The sequence below is a fragment of the Aquisphaera insulae genome (assembly GCF_011064615.1).
Taxonomy (GTDB): Bacteria; Planctomycetota; Planctomycetia; order Isosphaerales; family Isosphaeraceae; genus Aquisphaera; species Aquisphaera insulae.
In genome coordinates this window covers 29,137-47,588 of sequence record NZ_JAALJH010000060.1, presented here as the reverse complement: position 1 = coordinate 47,588, position 18,452 = coordinate 29,137, and the positions used below count along the sequence as shown (strand labels likewise).

Here is an 18,452-nt window from a genome sequence, read left to right as displayed (position 1 = left end):
TCCGTCAGGGTCAGTCTCACGGGTCAGGCCAATAACAATGAACACCCCATCTTCCCCGGACTTTCACGCCGTCATAGCGCCGTTGTCCTTACGCAACCTATCCGGTTCATCCGGCTGAAGCGCGCGCCGGCCTGTAGTGTGGATGGCGCAGCTATCCTATCAATTCGTATCTCGTCTCATGGAGCGACAGTATCTTCAGCTTGAAGAACTCATGGTCGCGATACCCGTAGGCCACGCGCTTGAGGACCTTGATCTTGTTGTTGGTCCCCTCCAGGGGGCCGCTGGTGATCATGGCCTCGTAGTAGGCCAGCAGGCCGCTGCGGTACAGCGCCAGCGCCTTGGCCATCCGCTGCAGGACCTTCACGCCGGATGCCTGCGCCCGCCTCAGCCAGCCGTCGAGGAAGCTCGTCGCGAATGCCTTGCCGGGCTGCTCCCAGAACCACCTCAACTCCTCCTTCATGTAGTAGGCGGTCGCCAGCGGCTCGTTCAGCTTCAGCGCCTCCTTCAGCCGCCGCTTCTCGTCCTTGTCCTCGTCCAGGTTCGCGGGATCCTTGAGGATCAGCCACCGCACGCCCTTGAGCACCCGCTTCCCCAGCCCGTCGGTCAGCTCCCGATGCAGGTCCCTCCGCAACTCCGTCAGCTTCTCGTTGAAGAGCTTGGAGATGTGGAAGTGGTCGAAGACGATCAAGGCCCTCGGCAGGTTCTCCCGGACCGCCTTGCGATAGGCCGCCGACATGTCCATGGCCACCGCCTCGATCTTCGCCCCGCTGGGCCGCAGCCGCTTCCAGAAGGGCCTCAACGCCGAGGCGGCCTTGCCGTCGCCGACGAAGACGACCGCCCCGCTCTCGAGGTCCAGCACCGTGGTCATGCAGCGATGCCCCTTGGCCACGGCGAACTCGTCGATGGCGATCCGAGTCAGGTGCTTGAGCTTGGGCTTGGCGTATCGCCTGGACAGGTCGCGCTTGAGGATGTCCTTGATCAGGTCCCAGCCGACGCCCAGGTGGACGGCGAGGCTGAGGATGGTCATGCGGCGGCCCATCTCGATGACGTAGCGCTCGAAGGCGCGAGTATAGGTCCACCGCGGGTCGGCGAAGCGGAGCCTGACCTGGCGGGCGGCCCGGCAGCCGCGGCACTCGACGCGCGGGACTCGGAGGGTGACGGCGGTCGGCTTGGAGCCGATCGGCACCGAGAGGAAGGTGCGGGGGACCTCGCCGCGATGGATGACGTCCGCCGACCTGCAGGCCGAGCATCGGCACGTCGAGGGCTCCTGACGGATGCTGAAGGTGACCCGCCCGTCGCCGAAATCGGTCCGGGTGTAGTGGTAGCCGCGGATGCCGAAGCCGTGATACAACAAGCTGGTGGACATGCTGACCTCCCGTACTGGAGTCTTGTAATGCAACTCCAAGTGGAATCAGCATATCCACGCTTTTCAAGCCCCGGCGCGCGCTTCAGCGGGATGAACCTGCTATACCGCAACGGCCGAGTTTCGGTTGACGAGCGGGCATGATGACCACCCTTCATCCCCCGGCTGCTCCGCCCTCCCGGAAGACGACCAGGTGGACGGTGCGGCGGTCGAAGGGGACGAACCCGGTGGAGGCATAGAGGCGGGTGGCCGGGGTGTTGCGGATGTCCACCGCGAGCTCGAGCCGCGGGGCGTGGGGGGCGGCCAGCTCGAGGGCGTGGGCGATGGCCGACCGGCCCAGGCCGCGACCGCGGGCGGCGGGGGTGAGCCCTAAATAAACGACCTCCCAGACGTCGCGGTCGGGGATGTCGGCGAGGAGGAGCACGACGGCGGCGTCGGGCTCGCCCTGGACCCGGCCGAGCCGCCACCGGGAGGGGACGAATCGACCGGTGGCGCGGTGGCCCTCGATGACCTCGTCGAGCGAGCGGACCCCTTCGAGCTCCGGCATGTCCAGGCTGGACGTATAGGTGGCCTGGAGGAGCCTGCGGAAATCGTCGGCCTCGGCCGGGTTGAACGGCCGCCAGGCCAGCGGAGGGGGACCGGAGGCGGCGGCGGCCGGAGGCAGCGGAACTCTTGTATCCCGCTCGAGATAGAGAAGTTCGGTGACCCTCGGCATGCCGCCGCGGATGAGGTCGCCGACGCCGCGACCGTGGGCCGATTCGTCGAGCACGGCCTGGACGATCCGGAAGCCCCGCCGCTTCAGGTCGGCCAGGGCGGTACGGACGAGCGCGGCGGCCGTCGCCGTCCGCCTCAGCGAGGGCAGGACCTCGGGGGCCCAGACGGCCGCGGCCCGGCCGGCCAGGGCCTGGGTCAGGAAGGCCCCCACGATCCGATCGGCGGCGGAGGGCCGCCACGGGCGTTCCCACGCGACCCAGAGCCCGCCGAGGTCGACCTGGCCGGCGGCGGACTCCCGGAGGACCTCCTCGACGAGCGGCCCACGGACGGCCTGCGGGACCCTCTGATAGAGGACCTGGAGCGCCTCCAGGCAGGCGGCGGGGGGGCACGGCTCCACCAGCGGGACCCAGGGGGTCATGGCCTTACGGCGTCCTCCGCTCGGTTCCGCAGGTCCCCACGCCCCGGGTGGCGGATCGGGCGGGGCGTTGACAATCGGCAGCGCTGGCCCAATCATCGAGGTTCCCGGGCCCGGGGGCAAGGCATCCGTGCCCACGGATCGCGCCCGCCTCGAGCCCGCGGACGAGCCCGAAATTGCGACGGAATCCCTGCGAGCTCAAGATGTTCGGTCGAACGAACGGGGGCCGTCAGGCCACCGGACGGGATGCCGGCGCTGGAATTGCACGCGAGTATTTTCCGGGAAAAAACCGCCAACGTTGCTCGTTGGCGATTCGTATCATAAAACACCTGAGGAGATCATGCGAATGCGGGAGTCGGTTGCAACCGGGCCCTTGCCCGACGCCGACGGCCAGGTCGAAGGGACGGCTCAGGATCGGCCGGGCGTGATGACGCCCGAGGAATTCGGGGCTTCCTCCTCGCCTTCCACACCGCACGCCGGATCGGTATCGATCTCGGGCCAGGGGCTCGACGACGAGACCAACCTGAACGACGCGTGGCTGGTGGAGCGTGCGCGACGCCATGACCATGCGGCCTTCGCCGTCCTCGTCCGCCGCTATGAGCGGAAATTGACGAGGGTGCTGGCGCGGTTGGTCCGCGATCCCGAGCTGGCGCGTGATCTCGCCCAGGAGACGTTCTTTCGCGTGTACAACCGGCTGGAGCGGTTCGACACGGCCCGGCGGTTCGGCCCCTGGTTGTTCCGGGTGGGCGTGAACCTCGGCCTGGACAGCCTGAGGCGGAACCGACCCGAGTCGTCGCCGCCGGCTTCCATCGACCGCTTGCGGGGGGATGACCGGCTGCCGTTCGAGCTCCCCGACCCGGACCCGAGGATCCGGATCGAGCTGGCCCAGGAGGTCCATCACGTCCTGGCCATGATGCCCGTTTCCTACCGGACGATCCTGGTGCTGCGGGACCTCGAGGGGTTCTCCTCGTCGGAGGTCGCGGCGATCGTGGGCCGGCAGGAGGCGACCGTCCGGTGGCGGCTTTCCAAGGCACGCGAGAAATTCCGCGAAATCTGGCAACGCCGACAGGATGAGGCGGGGCGGGAGGCCAGGGATGGTTGAAACCGACAAAGGCGTGAACATGGGCCGATCGTGTTGCGAATGGGTGCGTGAGCGGCTCCCGCTCCTGGTGGAGGACGCCGACGGCGTCGCCGCCGAGGGATGCGAGGTGAGTGCCGCGGACCGCGCCCGGATCGACCAACACCTCGCAGGATGCGCTGGCTGTCGGAGTCGGAGGGAGAGCCTGGGGCGGGCGATGTCCATCCTGGGCGCGATCGCCGCGGAGCCGTGGGCCCCGGTCATGGCGGCCGGCCACGCCCCCTCGGTCCTGGCCGGGGTGGAGGACCGGATTCGCCGCCAGCAGGCCGAGGGTCGCGCCTGGTGGCGCCGGCTCTGGCGCGGGGCCTGCCCGGAAGGCGTCCGGGGCGTGATCGACCGGGCCTGCGGCCGAGCCAGGCTCGTCCGCGACGAGCTCCCCCTCCAACTCGCCTGGAGCCGGGACACCCTGGCCGAGGCGTTCACCCGGCGGGCCGATCGCGCGGCCTCGCGGCTCCGGGATGGCCTCGACGCTCTCGAATCGGCCCGGCTCAACTCCCATCAAGCCCGGCATTTGCGGCTCGGATTCGGGCTCGCCATGGGGCTGGGGATGATCGCGGGGCTGGTGGCCATTGCGACGGCGGACCGGGCGCGGACCGCCGCGGAGGTCCGGATCGCCGCCGCCGCCGTCCCCCTGCCGCGTCCCGAACGGCCGTCCGTGGTCTCCGAGGACGTCGTGACCGCCGCCGCGGCGCTGACCGACCTGCATGCCTCCAACTCGCTCGTCCAGGCGCGGCCGACTCTTTCCGCGGCCGCCGAGGGGCCCTCGACCGCCGGCTCGCGCCCCACGGGCACGGCAACCGCCGCCGCCACCGCGGCCACGAGCTCCTCGCCATCCATGCAGTATGCCTTCGATCTCGAGCACGGTACCCCGATGCCCCCAGAGGCTCGCGGCGGCAAGCCGGCCTACTGAGCAGAAGGGCCTCGCGGGACAGGAATCGGCGATGCCCACCTCCGGACCCTCCAGGATGACGCGGCTTGCCGCGAGGATCGCGATTTGCGGCCTCGCCCTGGCCCTCGCCGCGGCGCTGGGGGCCGGCTTCCAGCGGGGGGCCTGGCCCTGGCCGCCGCGGCCCGCGGCGCCCGCGGTCGGCGATCATCCCGAGGCCCAAGCCTTGACGAATGGTTCCGGGCCGGTGTCGGACCCGGGCGCGACCGCGAGTTCCAACGCAAGCCGCGCCGTCGAGCCCGATCCGGGCGCAGGATCGGTCGCAGACCGGTCCGCCACCACGCCGGAAGAGCCCCTCCCGACGGCTTCGGGCCGGCATCGGAAGCGGGACCGCGATCAGGGCGACAGCGACCGCGACGATTCCGCCGCGCTCTTCGCCACCATGGAGCGGCTCGAGCGGCTGATCGGGGCGGGCATGGCCCGGGCGAGGGCCTCGGTGGTCTCCCTGGAATACACCTCGGCGGAGGCCTCGAACGGCTCGCGAAGGATGGCCTGCGGCGTGGTGATCAACGCGAGCGGCGACCTCCTCTCGGTCCGCATCGATCGCCCGACGGTGGCCGTCGCGGCGACACCGGCCCCCGCCCCCACCCCCGCGGCCTCGCCCGCCGCCCCGCCCGCGCCCCCCGCTGCAGCCCCCGCGCCCCCCTCGCCGATCGTGGCGCGGGACGTGGCGGGGCGACGGCACCTGGCCCACTGGGTGGCGTACGACCCCGAGAGCGGGCTGACGCTGCTCCAGATCCCGGCCCGTGCCGTCAAGCCGATCGAGATCGCCGCGGAGGAGCCGGTGCTGGGCGGCCAGGTCTTCGTCACCGGCAACGCGTTCGGCCTGGGCCACACGGTGAGCCGCGGCTATGTCACCGGCCTGGACCGCGCCCTCAAGCTGGGGGTCCGCCAGCTCGGCGGCCTGATCCAGGTCCAGGCCCGGATCTACCCGGGGGACAGCGGCGCGGCGGTGACCAACCAGCGGGGCCAGTTGCTGGGCCTGATCCGCAGCGGCCTGGCCCCCCCCGCCGCCGGTGAGGCCGCGGACCAGGCCCCCCGGGCTCGAGACCGGGATCGCGATCGCGACAGCGATTTCGGCTTCGCGATCGCCGCCCGGGACCTGCTCTGGGTCGCCGACCAGCTCCGGGCGCACGGCCACGTGGATCGGGCCTATCTGGGGGTGCGCCTCGAGCCCGCCGCCGGCGCCGCCGAGGCCGCGGACAACCCGCTGGCCGAGGGGGCGGCGCTCCAGGAGGTGATCAAGGGAAGTCCCGCCGCCACCGCCGGGCTCCGCGCGGGGGACCTGATCGTCGCCATCGACGACCAGCCCGTCCGATCCCCGAGCGACCTCACCGATCGGCTCGACCGGCTCCCGTCGCAGGCCCTCGTCCGGCTCGACATCATCCGCGGCCTCGGCGCCGAACGACGGCCGATCTCCATGGAGCTGAGGACCTCCAGCCGCCCCGACGCGAGCCCGGCCCAGGCCGCGGCCGGCGCGAGCCCGAACCCGACGCCGGTCCCGAACGCCCCCACCCCGGCCGTCGCCGATCGCAAGCCGCCGCCACCCGGCGTACCCCCGCTCAACGTGGTCCCCACGGCCGCCACGCCCGGCCATCCCGTGGCGAACGTCCCTCCGGATCGCCACTCGCCCTGACCCGGCGGACCTCCTCACAGCCCTCGACTCGTCTCCCCCAGCACCAGGTCGATGACGTCCTCGAGCCGGCCCCCCTGGGCGAACGCCCAGAGTTGACGTTTGGCCCCGTTGCCCTGCTCGAGCGTCCGATTGACCAGCCGCGACACCTCCTGCCAATCTCCGGACGACTCCAGGGCGGGGTGGAGGAACTCCAGCATGGCCTCGATCAGGGAGCGGGCCGGGACCGATTTCACGGCGAGGACGTCGATCAATTCGCCGTCGAGGCCGAACCGCGAGGCCCGCCAGCGGGCGGCGTCCAGCAGCTCCGGCCGGACCGGTTCCAGGGGGAGGCCCCGGCGATGCTGCTCGACGCAGGAGCGGGCCAGCGCCCGGCAGAGGCCGGCGATCATCACGGCCTCGTCGATCGTCGGGCAGACGTCGGCGATCCGGAACTCGAGCGTCTCGACGTGCGAGGAGAGCCGGACGTCCCAGTAGATCTTGGACGCGTCGGGGATCATCCCCACGGCGACCAGCGAGGCGACGCACGCGTCGTACTCGGCCCGGGAGGCGAAGACCTGCGGCGTCCCGGTCATCGGCCATCGGGAGAAGAGCTGCGTCCGATACGAGGCGTATCCCGTCTCGGCCCCGAGCCAGAACGGGGAGCTCGCCGACAGCGCGATGATCGGCGCCAGCCACGGGCGGCACCGGTTCATCGCCTGGACGGCCTCCTCGCGGTCGGCGATGCCGACGTGAACATGGCAGCCGAAGATGATCTGCTCCCGGGCGAGCTGCTGGAAGTCGTCGTGAAGCTCGAAGTACCGCGGCTTGGGCGTGATCGGCTGTCCTTCCCAGGTGGAGAAGGGATGCGTCCCCGCCGCCGCGATCCGGCTGCCGTCCCTCTCCGCCGCGGCGACCACGCCCCGCCGCAGCCGGACGAGCTCCGCGCGGACGTCCGCCAGGGTCCGGCAGACGGGCGTGCCGATCTCGATCTGCGACTGGTAGAACTCGTTGGTCACCTCGTCGCCGAGGTCCTCCCGCGCCTTCGGCAGCACCCGCGCGACCCGCGGGCGGAGCTCACGCGTCTCGGGGTTGATGATCTGGTACTCCTCCTCGACCCCGATCGTGAAGTCGTCGGCTGCCATGGTCGGATGGGTCCTCCCTCACTCGGGATTTCGGCACGGGCGGTGGCCTGCGGTTTCTCTTCCTCCGGCAGCAGCAAGAGAATGCAAATCCCGAGCCCAGGAGATTCACCGGACCGGCGGAATCTCCGACCGCGCGTGGTTCGGGCGATGGCGATGTCGAGGCTGGTATCGGCTCGCCCGCTCAGCAGCACTGCCAGAGCAGCTTCCCTCGCGTTTCTTCGGCGTTGACGAAGGCATAGGCGATGCCCGCATCGCCGAAGTTAACGTAGAAGGGGACGGTCGCGGAATCCAACTGCAAGAGGAGCTTCCAGCCCTGGCCCTCAGGGAACTCATCGTTCTGGAGGAAGAGCGGGGAGCCGCCAACCTTGTTCCCCTGGAGCGACGCCTCGTACTCGCCGACCTGCTCCTTGGTCCAGAGCATCTGAGCCGACTGCGGCTGGAACGCGGGCTCCTCCACGGCGGTCAACTCGACGGGGAATTCCACCGACTCGGGATGAAGGCGAGGCTCGCCGGGGACCTCCACCATCCGGTAGAGCGTCGGCCCTGAGCGAAGGGGCGTGACGGCGCCCTCATACTCGCCCGGCTGGATGACGACCGCATTCTCGCCGCCATCCGGCTCCCACGTCCCGTCCACGTATTCGCCGTCCTCCTCGTCCGTCATGAAGAGGTAAGCCATGGCCCCTCCCGTCCCGCGGAATGCGGGGGGCTCCAGCGCGATCTGGGCGATGAAACGCATGGGCTTTCCCGTCGTCCGGCTGAGGGGCCACCGCGGCTCTTCTCGCCAGTCCGGCTGCCCGCCGAACTTCGTCAGCCCGGCCGGTCGTGTCGCATTCGCGGTGCCGAAGGTGATTCGCCTCGCGATGGTCATGGAAGTTACCTGCTGGTCATGTCCTTGTATGTTGAGACGCGAAGGCCCGGATGCCCTCGATGAGCTGCCCCAGGCTCGGCTCGTTCCTGGCGGCCGACTGAAGATTCAAGGCGCCAACGATCTCCTCAACGAATTCGAGGCCCCCAAGGATGGGGACCTGGCCGCTTTTCCGGACGGACTCGCGCAGGAGCGTCTTGTAGACGTTACGCTCGCACTTCCGCTTGCCGGGATTCGGGATCTCTCCCACCACGCGACCGAAGGCCGCCGGATCGGCGAAGAACCAGCGCTCGACGTGCGGATCGGGACAGGCCACGACGACCGCCGCGGCGAGGCTACGATCGACGGCGCTCTCGGCCTCGCCTCGGGCCTCGACCAGACCCTTGCAGTTGGCGTCGATGGTGACGACGAGGAGGTCGGGTATCGCCAGACCGAGGGCGTGCTTGCCGACCGCCTTCTGGTAGAGCTTCAGCTCGCTGATCGCCTTGCCGTGCCCGCCGACCGCGTTCCGCGTGTTGATCTGGAATCGGAGATTGGCCTCCGTCAGCATGCGAGTCAACAGTGCCGCGACGAACAGGTGATGCGCCGTGTCTTCCACGAAGAGGTCGATCTTAAGCATCGATCAGCCCTCGTCGAAGGAGCTTCTCGAAGACTCCGTCGTCATTGGCGTCCTCCAGGGCACTCGAGATGTCCTTGTCCCGAAAGAGCGGCCCTGCAGAGTCGAACGGAATGACGATGCTCTTCCCCTCGTCGCGACGCACGTTGAGAAGGGAGAACTCGCCTTCCCGCTGCTCGTGAATACGCAGCAGGGCATCGCAGAACACGGGGGAATGCGTTGTCACCAGCACCTGCTTCTGCCGCTCGCCTTCCGCGTGGGCGAGATTCCAGAGGAGAGTCGCAATCAGCTCGAGTCGCTGCGGATGGACGCCGTTCTCGGGTTCCTCGAAACCGATCAGGGAGCCTCCCCAGGGATTGGCCGCGATCGCCGCCAGGGCGAGCACGCGGAGCGTGCCCTCCGAGAGAATCCTCGACGAGTAGTCGATGCCATCCTGGACGACGTGAATGTCGAGGGTCCCGCGCTTCGGATCAAGGTCGACGCCCATCGAGGTGATGCTGGGTATCAGGGTGCGGAGGGTCCTCTGAACGCTCTGATACCTCTTCGGCTCCTCGGCCCTGAGCCGGTAGAGGAAGGGCGCCAGGGATTCGCCGAGGAGGCCGATGTCATCGACGGCTTCCGGCGGCCGCGCGGACCGCATGGCGACCCTCGGGTCCAGGTAGTAGACCCTCCATCCCGCGAGCTCATTCCGCGTCTTCTCGATGGCGCGGTACTCGATCCCGCCCAGGCGAGGATCCGAGAGGATCGAATGATTCAGGCCGATGTTCTCCTGCCGGGGGTGAGCGGGCTTGCTCTTTCTACGGATGTGAATCTGGGCTCCGACCTTCTCGAGGGCGGCCCTGCCTTTTGGCTCTCCCCGGCTGTTGAGCTGAGACAGATACTCGTCGTGGACGCCCAACCGCCCCGAGCCGGGCTCGATCATGATCCCCAGCCGATAGCGAATGATGTCCCTTCCCTCGCTCAGATCCGCTTCCAGGCTGAATCGGGCCTCTCGGGCCGAGAGCAGCTCGGGGAGGCCGCCGGGCGGAAAGGCGAATGCCTCGATGGGATAACCCCGGATGGGCTCCGCGAGGCCGTCGGCGAGCGTTCGCTCGGTCCCGAGTCTCGAGAGGGCCTGCACGGCATCCAGCACGTTACTCTTGCCGGCGGCGTTAGGGCCGAAGAGGACCGTCAGGCGAGGGAAATCGATGACGACGTCGGAGAGCGATTTGAAAGACTGAACATGCAGCCGCTTCAGCATCGTCATACCCCGATGGAGTCGCGTCGCCGAGGCCGCCGCCGCCTCGATCGACCTGCGGGAAGTTCGGCCCGCGCCGCGTGGACTCGTGACATTGTAACCGCCGCACATCGCCTCCACGCCCCAGACCTCTGCCGAATTCTATCCGCGGTCGTACCTTTTCCGCGCGGGCCGAAGTCGAAGGCGAAAACCCTTGACCTCGGCCAGGCTTCCGGTGATACCGTAGGGAGAGCATACGATTTCCCCCCGCAGCGTCTCCGCGCGTTTCCCCCCCGCGACGAGTCCTCCCCATGACGCGTCCTCCCGCACCAGGCCGCCGCGCAGAGCCCTCGGTTTCCCCGGGCCGGCTCGGGGTCGCCGGCGCGACCGTCGCCGCGGTTGCGCTCGTGTTCGGGACCGCATCTGCGATGGCGAGGGGCGACGACCCCGCCGCGACGGCCTTCTTCGAATCGAAGATCCGCCCGGTGCTCGTCGAGCATTGTGCGAAGTGCCACGGCGCGTCGGCCGCGGCGCCGAAGGGTGGGCTGCGGGTGGACACGCGCGAGGGCCTGCGCCGCGGCGGAGACTCCGGGCCGGCGGTCGTCGCGGGGAAGCCCGAGGAGAGCCTCCTGCTCCAGGCGATCGCCCGGACCGGCGAGGTCTCCGCGATGCCCCCGAAGGAGCCGCTCCCCGCGTCGATCGTGGCCGACTTCCGCGCCTGGATTGCCCGCGGCGCGGCCGACCCGCGGGACGGGATGGGCGCGGTCGCCTCGGCCGCATCCGCGTCAGGGTCCGGCGACTGGTGGTCGCTCCGTCCCTTGAACCGGCCCGACGTCCCGACGGTCGAAGGGGCAGGGAAGGGGAGTGATGACGTCCGCAACCCGATCGACGCCTTCCTCCTGGCGAAGCTCCGCGCGAAGGGCCTGACGCCCCAGCCCGAGGCCGATCGGCTCACCCTCATCCGCCGCCTCTGCTTCGACCTGACGGGGCTTCCGCCCTCGCCGGAGGAAGCCGAGGCGTTCGTCCGCGACGCGGATCCGCGGGCCTATGAGAAGCTCGTGGACCGGCTCCTCGCCTCCCCGGCGTTCGGCGAGCGGTGGGCGCGGCACTGGATGGACGCGATCCACTTCGCGGACACCCACGGCTTCGAGCACGACGTCTTCCGGCCCAACGCCTGGCGGTATCGCGACTACCTGATCGCCGCGATCAACCGCGACACCCCCTGGCCCCGGTTCATCCGCGAGCAGCTCGCCGCCGACGTCTTCTATCCCGACGAACCCCGGCTGACGGCCGCCCTCGGGTTCCTCGGCGCCGGGCCCTATGACCTGAGCGCGGCCTCGACCGCCCCGACGAGCTTCGAGAACCTGGACCGCGACGACCTGGTCACGCAGACGATGGCGGCCTTCGTCAGCGCGACGGTCCACTGCGCCCGCTGCCATTCCCACAAGTTCGACCCGATCCCGCAGGAGGACTACTACGCCCTCCAGGCCGTCTTCGCCGGGATCGGCAAGGGGGACCTCGCCTACGACGAGGATGCGGAGGTCCATCGCCGCCGCAAGCAGGCGCACGCGATGCTCGCCGCCGCGGAGTCGGGGAAGGCCGATGCGTTGCTCTCCACTGAGGCCCGGACGATGGTCGCCCGCTGGGAAGGATCGCGGGGCAAGCCGCCGGCATGGGCTCCCCTCGACGCGGAGGTCTTCGTCGCCTCCGACGGCTCGACCCTCCGGAAGCTGAACGACGGCAGCCTGATCGCGGAGGGGCCGCGGCCGGAGCGCGAGACGTACACCGTCACGATCGCCGCGACGTCCGCCCCCCGTCCGATCGGCGCCGTGCGGCTCGACGTGCTCCCCGACGACGCACTCCCCGCGAAGGGGCCGGGCCGCGCGCACAACGGCAACCTCCACCTCTCCGAGATCGAGATCCTGGCCTTCCGCCCGGGGGCCGGCACGCCGGAGAGGCGCACGATCCGGCGGGCCTCGGCCGACTGGAACCAGCCGGACTGGGGCGTCGCCCGCGCGATCGATGGCGACCCGGCGACCGCCTGGGGGATCTTCCCGCGGGTCGGCGTGTCGCATTTCGCCGTCTTCGAGCTCGACGGCACGCTCACCCTGGAGCCTGGCGCGCGACTCGTCGTCGTCCTCAAGCAACTCCACGGCGGGAGCCACCTCATCGGCCGGTTCCGGCTTTCCTCGGCCGCGACCTCGGGCGATGCGGTGGTGGCCCTCCCCCCGGACGCGGAGCGGGCACTCCGGATCGAGCCGGGCCGCCGGACGCCCGACCAGGCGCGGGCCGTGGCCGTCGCGGTCCTGCGGCTCGCGGCCGAGCGGGAGCTCGCGAGCCTCCCCGCGCCGGTGAAGGTCTACGCCGCCGGCCGGACCGTGGAGGTGGACGGCAAGGCCGCCACCATGGACCGCCCTCGCGTCATCCGCGTCCTGAAGCGCGGGGACCTGAGCACCCCCGCCGCCGAGGTCGGCCCCGGCGCGCTCTCGGCCGTGACGGTCCTGAAGCCTCGGTTCGATGCCATCCCTGCGGGTGCGGGGGAAGGGGTTCGCCGGGCGTCGCTGGCGGACTGGCTGGCGGACCCGAAGAACCCGCTAACCTGGCGGAGCGTCGCGAACCGGGTCTGGCAGGGGCATTTCGGCGCGGGGCTCTGCGACACCCCCAGCGACTTCGGCCGGATGGGGGGCCTGCCCTCGCATCCGGAGCTGCTCGACTGGCTGGCGGCGGAGATCCGGGACGACGGAGGCTCGCTCAAGTCTCTTCATCGACTGATATGCACGAGCGCGGCCTATCGACGTTCATCGGCCTCGGTCGAGTCGTCGGCCGCCGCGGACCCGGACAATCGGCTCCTCTGGCGGATGAACCGCCGCCGCCTGGACGCGGACGGCTTCCGGGACGCCGTGCTCGCGGTCAGCGGCCGGATCGACCGCAGGGCAGGGGGGCCGGGCGTGGCCCATTTCAGGACGTCGCCGGGCCCGCAGGTCACCCCGAAGGTCGATTACGACGCCTTCGACTGGGACGCCCCCGGCGCCGGGCGGCGGAGCATCTACCGCGTGGTCTGGCGCGGGATCCCGGACCCGCTCATGGACGCGCTGGACTTCCCCGACGCCGCGCTGCTGACGCCGTCGCGAGGCTTCTCGGCCTCTCCGCTCCAGGCCCTCTCGCTGCTCAACAACGACTTCGTCCTCCGCCAGAGCGAGCACCTGGCCGCCCGGGCGCAGGCCGCGGGCCCGACCGCGGCGGGCCGCATCCGCGCCGCCTTCCGGATCGTCGTGCTCCGCGAGCCGACCGCGACGGAGGAGGCCGCGTTCGCCGCGCTCGCGGGCCGGCATTCGCTGGCCGCCGCCTGCCGCGTCCTGCTGAACAGCAACGAATTCCTCTTCGTGGATTGAACGATGGACGATTCGCACGCCGCCGCCGGCTCCTCCTCGCGTCGCGACTTCATCGCCCGGCTCGGCGGGGGGCTCGGCGGGATTGCGCTGGCGCCGATCCTCGCGGGCGAGGCCGCGGGCGCGGGGCGTCGCGAGCTGGACGCCGGGCTCCATCACCCGGCGCGGGCCCGGCGGATCATCCAGTTGTTCATGAACGGCGGCGCCAGCCCGATGGACACCTTCGATTACAAGCCGGAGCTGGACCGGCTCCACGGCCGGATGATCGGCCCGAAGGAGAAGCCGGAGGGCTTCACCGCCCCGGCCGGCGCCGTGATGAAGAGCCCGTTCGCGTTCCGCCGTCACGGCGAGTCCGGGCGGTGGGTGAGCAGCGTCTTCCCGCACCAGGCGAGATGGGTCGACCACATGGCCTTCCTGATGGCCATGTCCAGCAAGACGAACGTCCACGGGCCCGGCAGCTACATGATGAACACCGGCTTCACCCTGCCGGGGTTCCCCTGCATGGGCGCCTGGATCTCGTACGCGCTGGGGGCCCTGGCGGACGAGCTGCCGGCCTTCGTCGTCCTGCCGGACCCGCGGGGACTGCCGTACAACCAGAAGGGGAACTTCAGCGCCGGGTTCCTGCCGGCGAAGCATCAGGGGACGCTGATCAACGCCGCCTCGCCGCGGCCGGTCCCGGACCTCTTCGCCGCGCCGAAATACGGGTTCGCCGCCGGCGCGGCCGACCGCGACAGCCTGGCCCTGCTCCGGCAGATGAACCGGGCCCACGCCGACTCCCATCCGGCCGACTCCCGGCTCGAGGCCCGAATCGCCTCCTGCGAGCTCGCCGCGCGGATGCAGTTGAGCGCCCCGGAGGCCTTCGACCTCTCGACCGAGAGCCCGGTCGTGCGGCGGGCCTACGGCCTCGACGATCCGGTCACCGAGGACTTCGGCCGCCGCTGCCTGCTGGCCCGCCGCCTGGTCGAGCGGGGGACGCGGATGGTCCAGGTCTGGAGCGGCCCGCAGGGGGCGACCAACAACTGGGACAATCATTCGAACATCCTCACGGAGCTCCCCGCGATCGCCGCCAGCGTCGACCGCCCGATCGCCGCGCTCCTCGGCGACCTGACCGCGCGGGGCCTGATGGACGACACGCTGGTCGTCTGGTCGACGGAGTTCGGCCGGACCCCGTTCGCGCAGGGCTCGGTCGGCCGCGACCACAACGGCGGCACCTTCGTCACCTGGCTCGCCGGCGCCGGCATCAAGGCCGGGGCCTCCCACGGCCGGAGCGACGACCTCGGCTACATGACCGCCGAGGGCCAGACCTACTGCTATGACCTCCACGCCACGATCCTCCACCTGATGGGGATCGACCACACCCGGCTGACCTTCCGCAACGCCGGCATCGACCGCCGCCTGACCGACGTCCACGGCCACGTCGTCCGCGAGATCCTGGACGTGTAGGGGTCGGCTCCGTCCGCCGGCCGGGCGGGCCGCGGCCGGCGGTCATAGCCTGGCGAGCTCGTCGATTCTCGACGCGTGACGCCTCGGGATGTCCTACACTCACCATGGGACGTCGCCGTTCCGCGGTCGCGCCATCCTCTTCGAGTTCCGGGGGAGCTCCATGAATCGAGCCGCCGTCCTCGCCTCCTTCCTGGTTGCCTCGGTCGCCGCGCCGGCCTTCTCGCAGGAGCCCGGCTATCGCTCGCCCTATCGCGTCGCGTTCACGTACCCGGTGGCGGAGTTGATCGGCGACCTGGAGCGGACGGAGCGGGGCGACCCGCGGCTGGAGGCGGAGATCCCGTTCGAACGCTGGTACTCGAAGAAGTCCCTGGAGCGATGGCACTCCTGGGGGCCGGAGCCGCGAGCCTATCCCGTCCCGCGGGAGATCGAGGCGTGGCCGGTCGAGCGGAAGCGGGAGCGGGTCATCGCGACGGCGCTACGCTTCCAGGGATATGCTTATCAGCATCATCATATTCCGGACTGGAACCCGCCCGCCGGCTGGCCCTGGCAGAAGACCTGCGCGGGCCGCGACGGCAAGGGGGTGGATTGCAGCAACCTGACGGGGTTCGTCTACAACCAGGCCTTCGGCCTGCGGCTCAATACCGACGTCCACCGCCAGTCCCAGGAGGAGGCCGCCCGCGAGCCCGGCGGCAGGTCCCACAGGCTCCACCGCGTCGAGCTTCCCGCCGGCTACGACGAGCGGCTCCGCGCGCTCCGCACCGGGGACCTCGTCTTCATCCGCAGCCGCGAGGGGAAGATCAGCCACGTCGTGATCTGGGTCGGCCCGATCGGCCAGTCACCCGACGACGTCCCGCTGATCATCGACAGCCACGGCGAGGACGTCCGCGACTCGGCCGGCCGGCCCATCCCCTGCGGCGTCCAGCTCCGCCCGTTCCGCAAGAACTCCTGGTACAACATGAGCGCCAGCCACGCCCTGCGGGTCCTGCACGAGTGAGGCGGCCGCCGGAATCCCGCGGCCGAGCTCGTCCCCGGAGCGGTCGCTTCGTTACAATCCGTCTCGGGCGGCCGGAGAGCCAGGACTCACCGGGATCCTCACCGCCCGACCGGGATGACGATCATGCGACCTGCGTGGCTGATCGAGTCGGGAGTGTACGGTGACGAGGCCGCCCCGCTGCTGGCGGAGATCCGGCGCCAGGGGATGACGGCCGGGGTCGTCCCTCATGGCGCGATCCGGGCCCGAGCCGGGCCCGTCGTCGCCGGCGGCCGGCCCCTGGATCCGGACGCCTGCGTCATCGGCTACGGGGCCTACCCGTTCGCGCGGGAGATCCTCTCCCAGCGCCGCTGGCGGCCCGGGGCGTGGTGCTCGGAAGAGGGGCTCGATTGCTCGACCTACTACGGATACTTCGGGCCCTTCCTGCTGAACCGCGAGCATGCGATCCTGCCGGGCGTCGAGGCGATCCGCCGGCGTGACGAGCTCTTCGCGGCGTTCGGCCGCGACGGGCGCGTCTTCGTCCGTCCCGCCGGTTGCGACAAGCTGATCGTCGGCCGTTGCGTGGATCTCGGATCGTTCGCCGCGGCGCTCGCGCCGGCACGATACGATCCGGCCACGCGAGTCGTCGTCGCCGCCCCGAGGTCGCTCGGCCGCGAGTGGCGGATCATCGTGATCGACGGCCGGGTCATCGCGGGCAGCCGTTACGCCGTGAAGGGCGTCAGGGCCATCGACCCGGAGTTCCCCGCCGAGGTCCGGGCCTTCGCCGAGGCGATCCTCGCCGAGGTCCGCTGGCGTCCCGACCCGGCCTTCATGCTGGACCTGGGCGAATCGGAGGGTGAACTGCGGCTCGTCGAGCTGAACAGCTTCAGCGGGTCGTGGCTGTATCGCTGCGACCTTCCCGCGGTCGTCGCCGCCGCGAGCGACCTGGCCTCGCGAACCTGGCTCGAGTCTCGTCCCCTTGATCATCGCCCGATCGCCGCGAGGAACGGCGCGGCCCAGGCCGCTTCCTCGGCCGACAGCGGCGGTGCAGGCGGGCCGCCGTAGACGTCATACTCGTAACCGGCCTCGTCGTAGACGCGATCCAGCAGCCCTTGCAGGTCGAGCGAGGCATCCGCGTGCGGCGGTCGCAGAGGGATGGGTATGACGGGCAGGCGGTCGGCCAGGCCCAGCGGCCAGAAGCCGGCGGCGGGCCGGTCGTCCGCGCGGCTCACGAGGACCGAATAGGTGCAACGAGGCAGATCCTCGCCGGGCATCGGCTCGCCGCCTCGCAACAGGTCGATCTCCACGAGGTGGGACGGCGAGGCGAGCACCCGGGCCCGCTTGGCCAGGTACTGGGACCGATCCGATCCCCGCCTCCGCTTGTTTGATGGGCTGAGCAGCTCAACCACCGTGACGACGTCCCGCGAGTGGCGATCGAGGATCTCGAGATACGCTTCTCGCGCGACATCGACCACGGGCACGCGGACGCGGGTCGGGGCGTCCGGCACGGCGGCGCCTCCGCTCGACACGTCAGATTGGCCCATCGACGGGACCGACAGGTCGGCCCGCCCGGCGGCCTGCCTGGGCTCATCGGGGATCTCGTGGACGAAGAGGTGATCGTCGACCCGGACCACGTAGTCGGGCCGGACCTGGGCCCCGATGACGGCGGCCCCCACGATCAGGAATCGCTCGTGGAAGTCGTGCCAGGCGATGTCCCGCTCGAGGTAAGGATTCATCCCCGGGAAGGGCGAGGGCATGGGCGTGGATCTCCTCGGCGCCGGAGGGATGGGGCGGCGAAGGATCTGGGCCCGCGTGACGTCCATCCCCCAACCCGAGTTGAATCTATCGTCTTCGGCCCGCGCTGGCCAACGTGGACGGAGGCGTGGTGCTTCCGCTCGCGAGACCGAAGGATCGACCGGGCGCCCCTCTCGCCGCCCGGCCGGCGCCCGCGACCGGGGCCGGCCGGGCGTGGTGGCGTGGGTGCGATCAGCGGCCGTTGGCCCCGGCGCGCCACTCGTCGCGGATCTCGCCGGCGTCGAAGGCCGCGTAGCCCTGATGGGCGAGGCGTTCGCCGGACTCGACATAGTCGTCCGGGTCCTGCGGCGCCCAGGTGCCCAGGCCCTCGACGTAGCGGTTGAACATGCAGAAGGCGGCGGCGATGAGGACGGTGTCGTGGATCGCCCGGTCGTCGGCCCCCTCGGCGCGGGCGCGGTCGATGTCGGCGGCCTGGACGAGCCGGCCGTCGCGGCGGACCTTGTCGGCGATCGCCAGCAGGGCCTTCATCTTCGGCGAGGCGGGGGCCGTGGAGGCGTCGGCGAGGACCGCATCCACGATCGACTTCTCGGGGCCGAGATGCGCCCGCGCCGCGGCGGCGTGGGACTGGCAACAGAAGTGGCATTCGTTGCCGCGCGAGACATAGGCGGCGATCGTCTCGCGTTCGCCGGGGGTCAGCGAGGAAGGCCCGCGGAGGATCACCTCCGCCAGGCCGTTGAGCGGCTTCGCCGCCTCCGGATAGGCGGCCATCGGGCCGATGATGCCGGGCAGTCCGCCGGGGAGCTTGATGTGGGCCATGTTCGTTCTCCGTGATGAGGGAGGCGGGCCTCGGCTTCGATCGCCCTCG

At 70.7% G+C, this 18,452-nt stretch carries 15 protein-coding genes; 7 read left to right on the top strand and 8 right to left on the bottom strand.

The features are described 5' to 3' along the window. Positions 1-151 precede the first annotated feature (151 nt). Both G6O54_RS25685 and G6O54_RS25680 read right to left on the bottom strand, forming a co-directional pair. Positions 152-1,366, bottom strand: coding sequence for an ISL3 family transposase (locus G6O54_RS25685; protein WP_165229601.1), 1,215 nt, complete (start codon positions 1,364-1,366; stop codon positions 152-154). Positions 1,367-1,517: 151 nt separating this feature from the next. Next, the gene (locus G6O54_RS25680) at positions 1,518-2,495 is read right to left on the bottom strand and encodes a GNAT family N-acetyltransferase (RefSeq protein ID WP_165229599.1); all 978 of its coding nucleotides are present in this window, start codon (positions 2,493-2,495) and stop codon (positions 1,518-1,520) included. A gap of 343 nt (positions 2,496-2,838) precedes the next feature. Here G6O54_RS25680 and G6O54_RS25675 point away from each other — a divergent pair, with 343 nt between their 5' ends. Genes G6O54_RS25675 through G6O54_RS25665 form a run of 3 tightly spaced genes read left to right on the top strand, consistent with a single transcriptional unit; the run spans position 2,839 to position 6,212 of the window. Continuing rightward, positions 2,839-3,594, top strand: coding sequence for an RNA polymerase sigma factor (locus tag G6O54_RS25675; RefSeq protein WP_250847083.1), 756 nt, complete (start codon positions 2,839-2,841; stop codon positions 3,592-3,594). Further along, positions 3,587-4,540 (top strand): zf-HC2 domain-containing protein, encoded by a 954-nt coding sequence (locus tag G6O54_RS25670; RefSeq protein ID WP_165229596.1) that lies wholly within the window; start codon positions 3,587-3,589, stop codon positions 4,538-4,540. Before G6O54_RS25675 ends, G6O54_RS25670 begins: the two co-directional genes overlap by 8 nt. 31 nt (positions 4,541-4,571) lie before the next feature. Next, positions 4,572-6,212, top strand: a complete 1,641-nt coding sequence (locus tag G6O54_RS25665; RefSeq protein WP_165229593.1) for a S1C family serine protease — start codon at positions 4,572-4,574, stop codon at positions 6,210-6,212. Positions 6,213-6,226: 14 nt separating this feature from the next. Here the strand turns inward: G6O54_RS25665 and G6O54_RS25660 are convergent, their stop codons facing one another. From G6O54_RS25660 to G6O54_RS25645, 4 genes are all read right to left on the bottom strand, one after another. Then, a complete protein-coding gene (locus G6O54_RS25660; protein ID WP_165229590.1) occupies positions 6,227-7,333 on the bottom strand; it encodes a carboxylate-amine ligase in 1,107 nt (368 codons plus the stop codon). Positions 7,334-7,514: 181 nt separating this feature from the next. Beyond that, positions 7,515-8,201 (bottom strand): DUF1963 domain-containing protein, encoded by a 687-nt coding sequence (locus tag G6O54_RS25655; protein ID WP_165229587.1) that lies wholly within the window; start codon positions 8,199-8,201, stop codon positions 7,515-7,517. Positions 8,202-8,217: 16 nt separating this feature from the next. Then, positions 8,218-8,817, bottom strand: a complete 600-nt coding sequence (locus tag G6O54_RS25650; RefSeq protein ID WP_165229584.1) for a hypothetical protein — start codon at positions 8,815-8,817, stop codon at positions 8,218-8,220. After that, a complete protein-coding gene (locus tag G6O54_RS25645) occupies positions 8,810-10,054 on the bottom strand; it encodes an AAA family ATPase (RefSeq protein WP_165229580.1) in 1,245 nt (414 codons plus the stop codon). Before G6O54_RS25645 ends, G6O54_RS25650 begins: the two co-directional genes overlap by 8 nt. 287 nt (positions 10,055-10,341) lie before the next feature. Here G6O54_RS25645 and G6O54_RS25640 point away from each other — a divergent pair, with 287 nt between their 5' ends. The 4 genes from G6O54_RS25640 to G6O54_RS25625 all read left to right on the top strand — a co-directional run bounded on the left by G6O54_RS25640 (position 10,342) and on the right by G6O54_RS25625 (position 16,897). Further along, positions 10,342-13,422: a PSD1 and planctomycete cytochrome C domain-containing protein gene (locus G6O54_RS25640; RefSeq protein WP_165229578.1), complete on the top strand. Its 3,081-nt coding sequence runs from the start codon at positions 10,342-10,344 to the stop codon at positions 13,420-13,422. 3 nt (positions 13,423-13,425) lie between these two features. Further along, positions 13,426-14,862, top strand: a complete 1,437-nt coding sequence (locus G6O54_RS25635; protein ID WP_165229575.1) for a DUF1501 domain-containing protein — start codon at positions 13,426-13,428, stop codon at positions 14,860-14,862. A 160-nt stretch (positions 14,863-15,022) separates the two neighbouring features. Then, positions 15,023-15,856, top strand: a complete 834-nt coding sequence (locus tag G6O54_RS25630; protein WP_165229572.1) for an NlpC/P60 family protein — start codon at positions 15,023-15,025, stop codon at positions 15,854-15,856. 123 nt (positions 15,857-15,979) lie between these two features. After that, positions 15,980-16,897 (top strand): ATP-grasp domain-containing protein, encoded by a 918-nt coding sequence (locus G6O54_RS25625; protein ID WP_165229569.1) that lies wholly within the window; start codon positions 15,980-15,982, stop codon positions 16,895-16,897. On the opposite strand, the gene G6O54_RS25620 is transcribed toward G6O54_RS25625, so the two are convergent. Beyond that, positions 16,816-17,589: a DUF4058 family protein gene (locus G6O54_RS25620; RefSeq protein ID WP_165229566.1), complete on the bottom strand. Its 774-nt coding sequence runs from the start codon at positions 17,587-17,589 to the stop codon at positions 16,816-16,818. The two genes, G6O54_RS25625 and G6O54_RS25620, sit on opposite strands and share 82 nt — an antisense overlap. A 229-nt stretch (positions 17,590-17,818) precedes the next feature. Then, positions 17,819-18,403 (bottom strand): carboxymuconolactone decarboxylase family protein, encoded by a 585-nt coding sequence (locus tag G6O54_RS25615; protein ID WP_165229563.1) that lies wholly within the window; start codon positions 18,401-18,403, stop codon positions 17,819-17,821. Positions 18,404-18,452 lie beyond the last annotated feature (49 nt).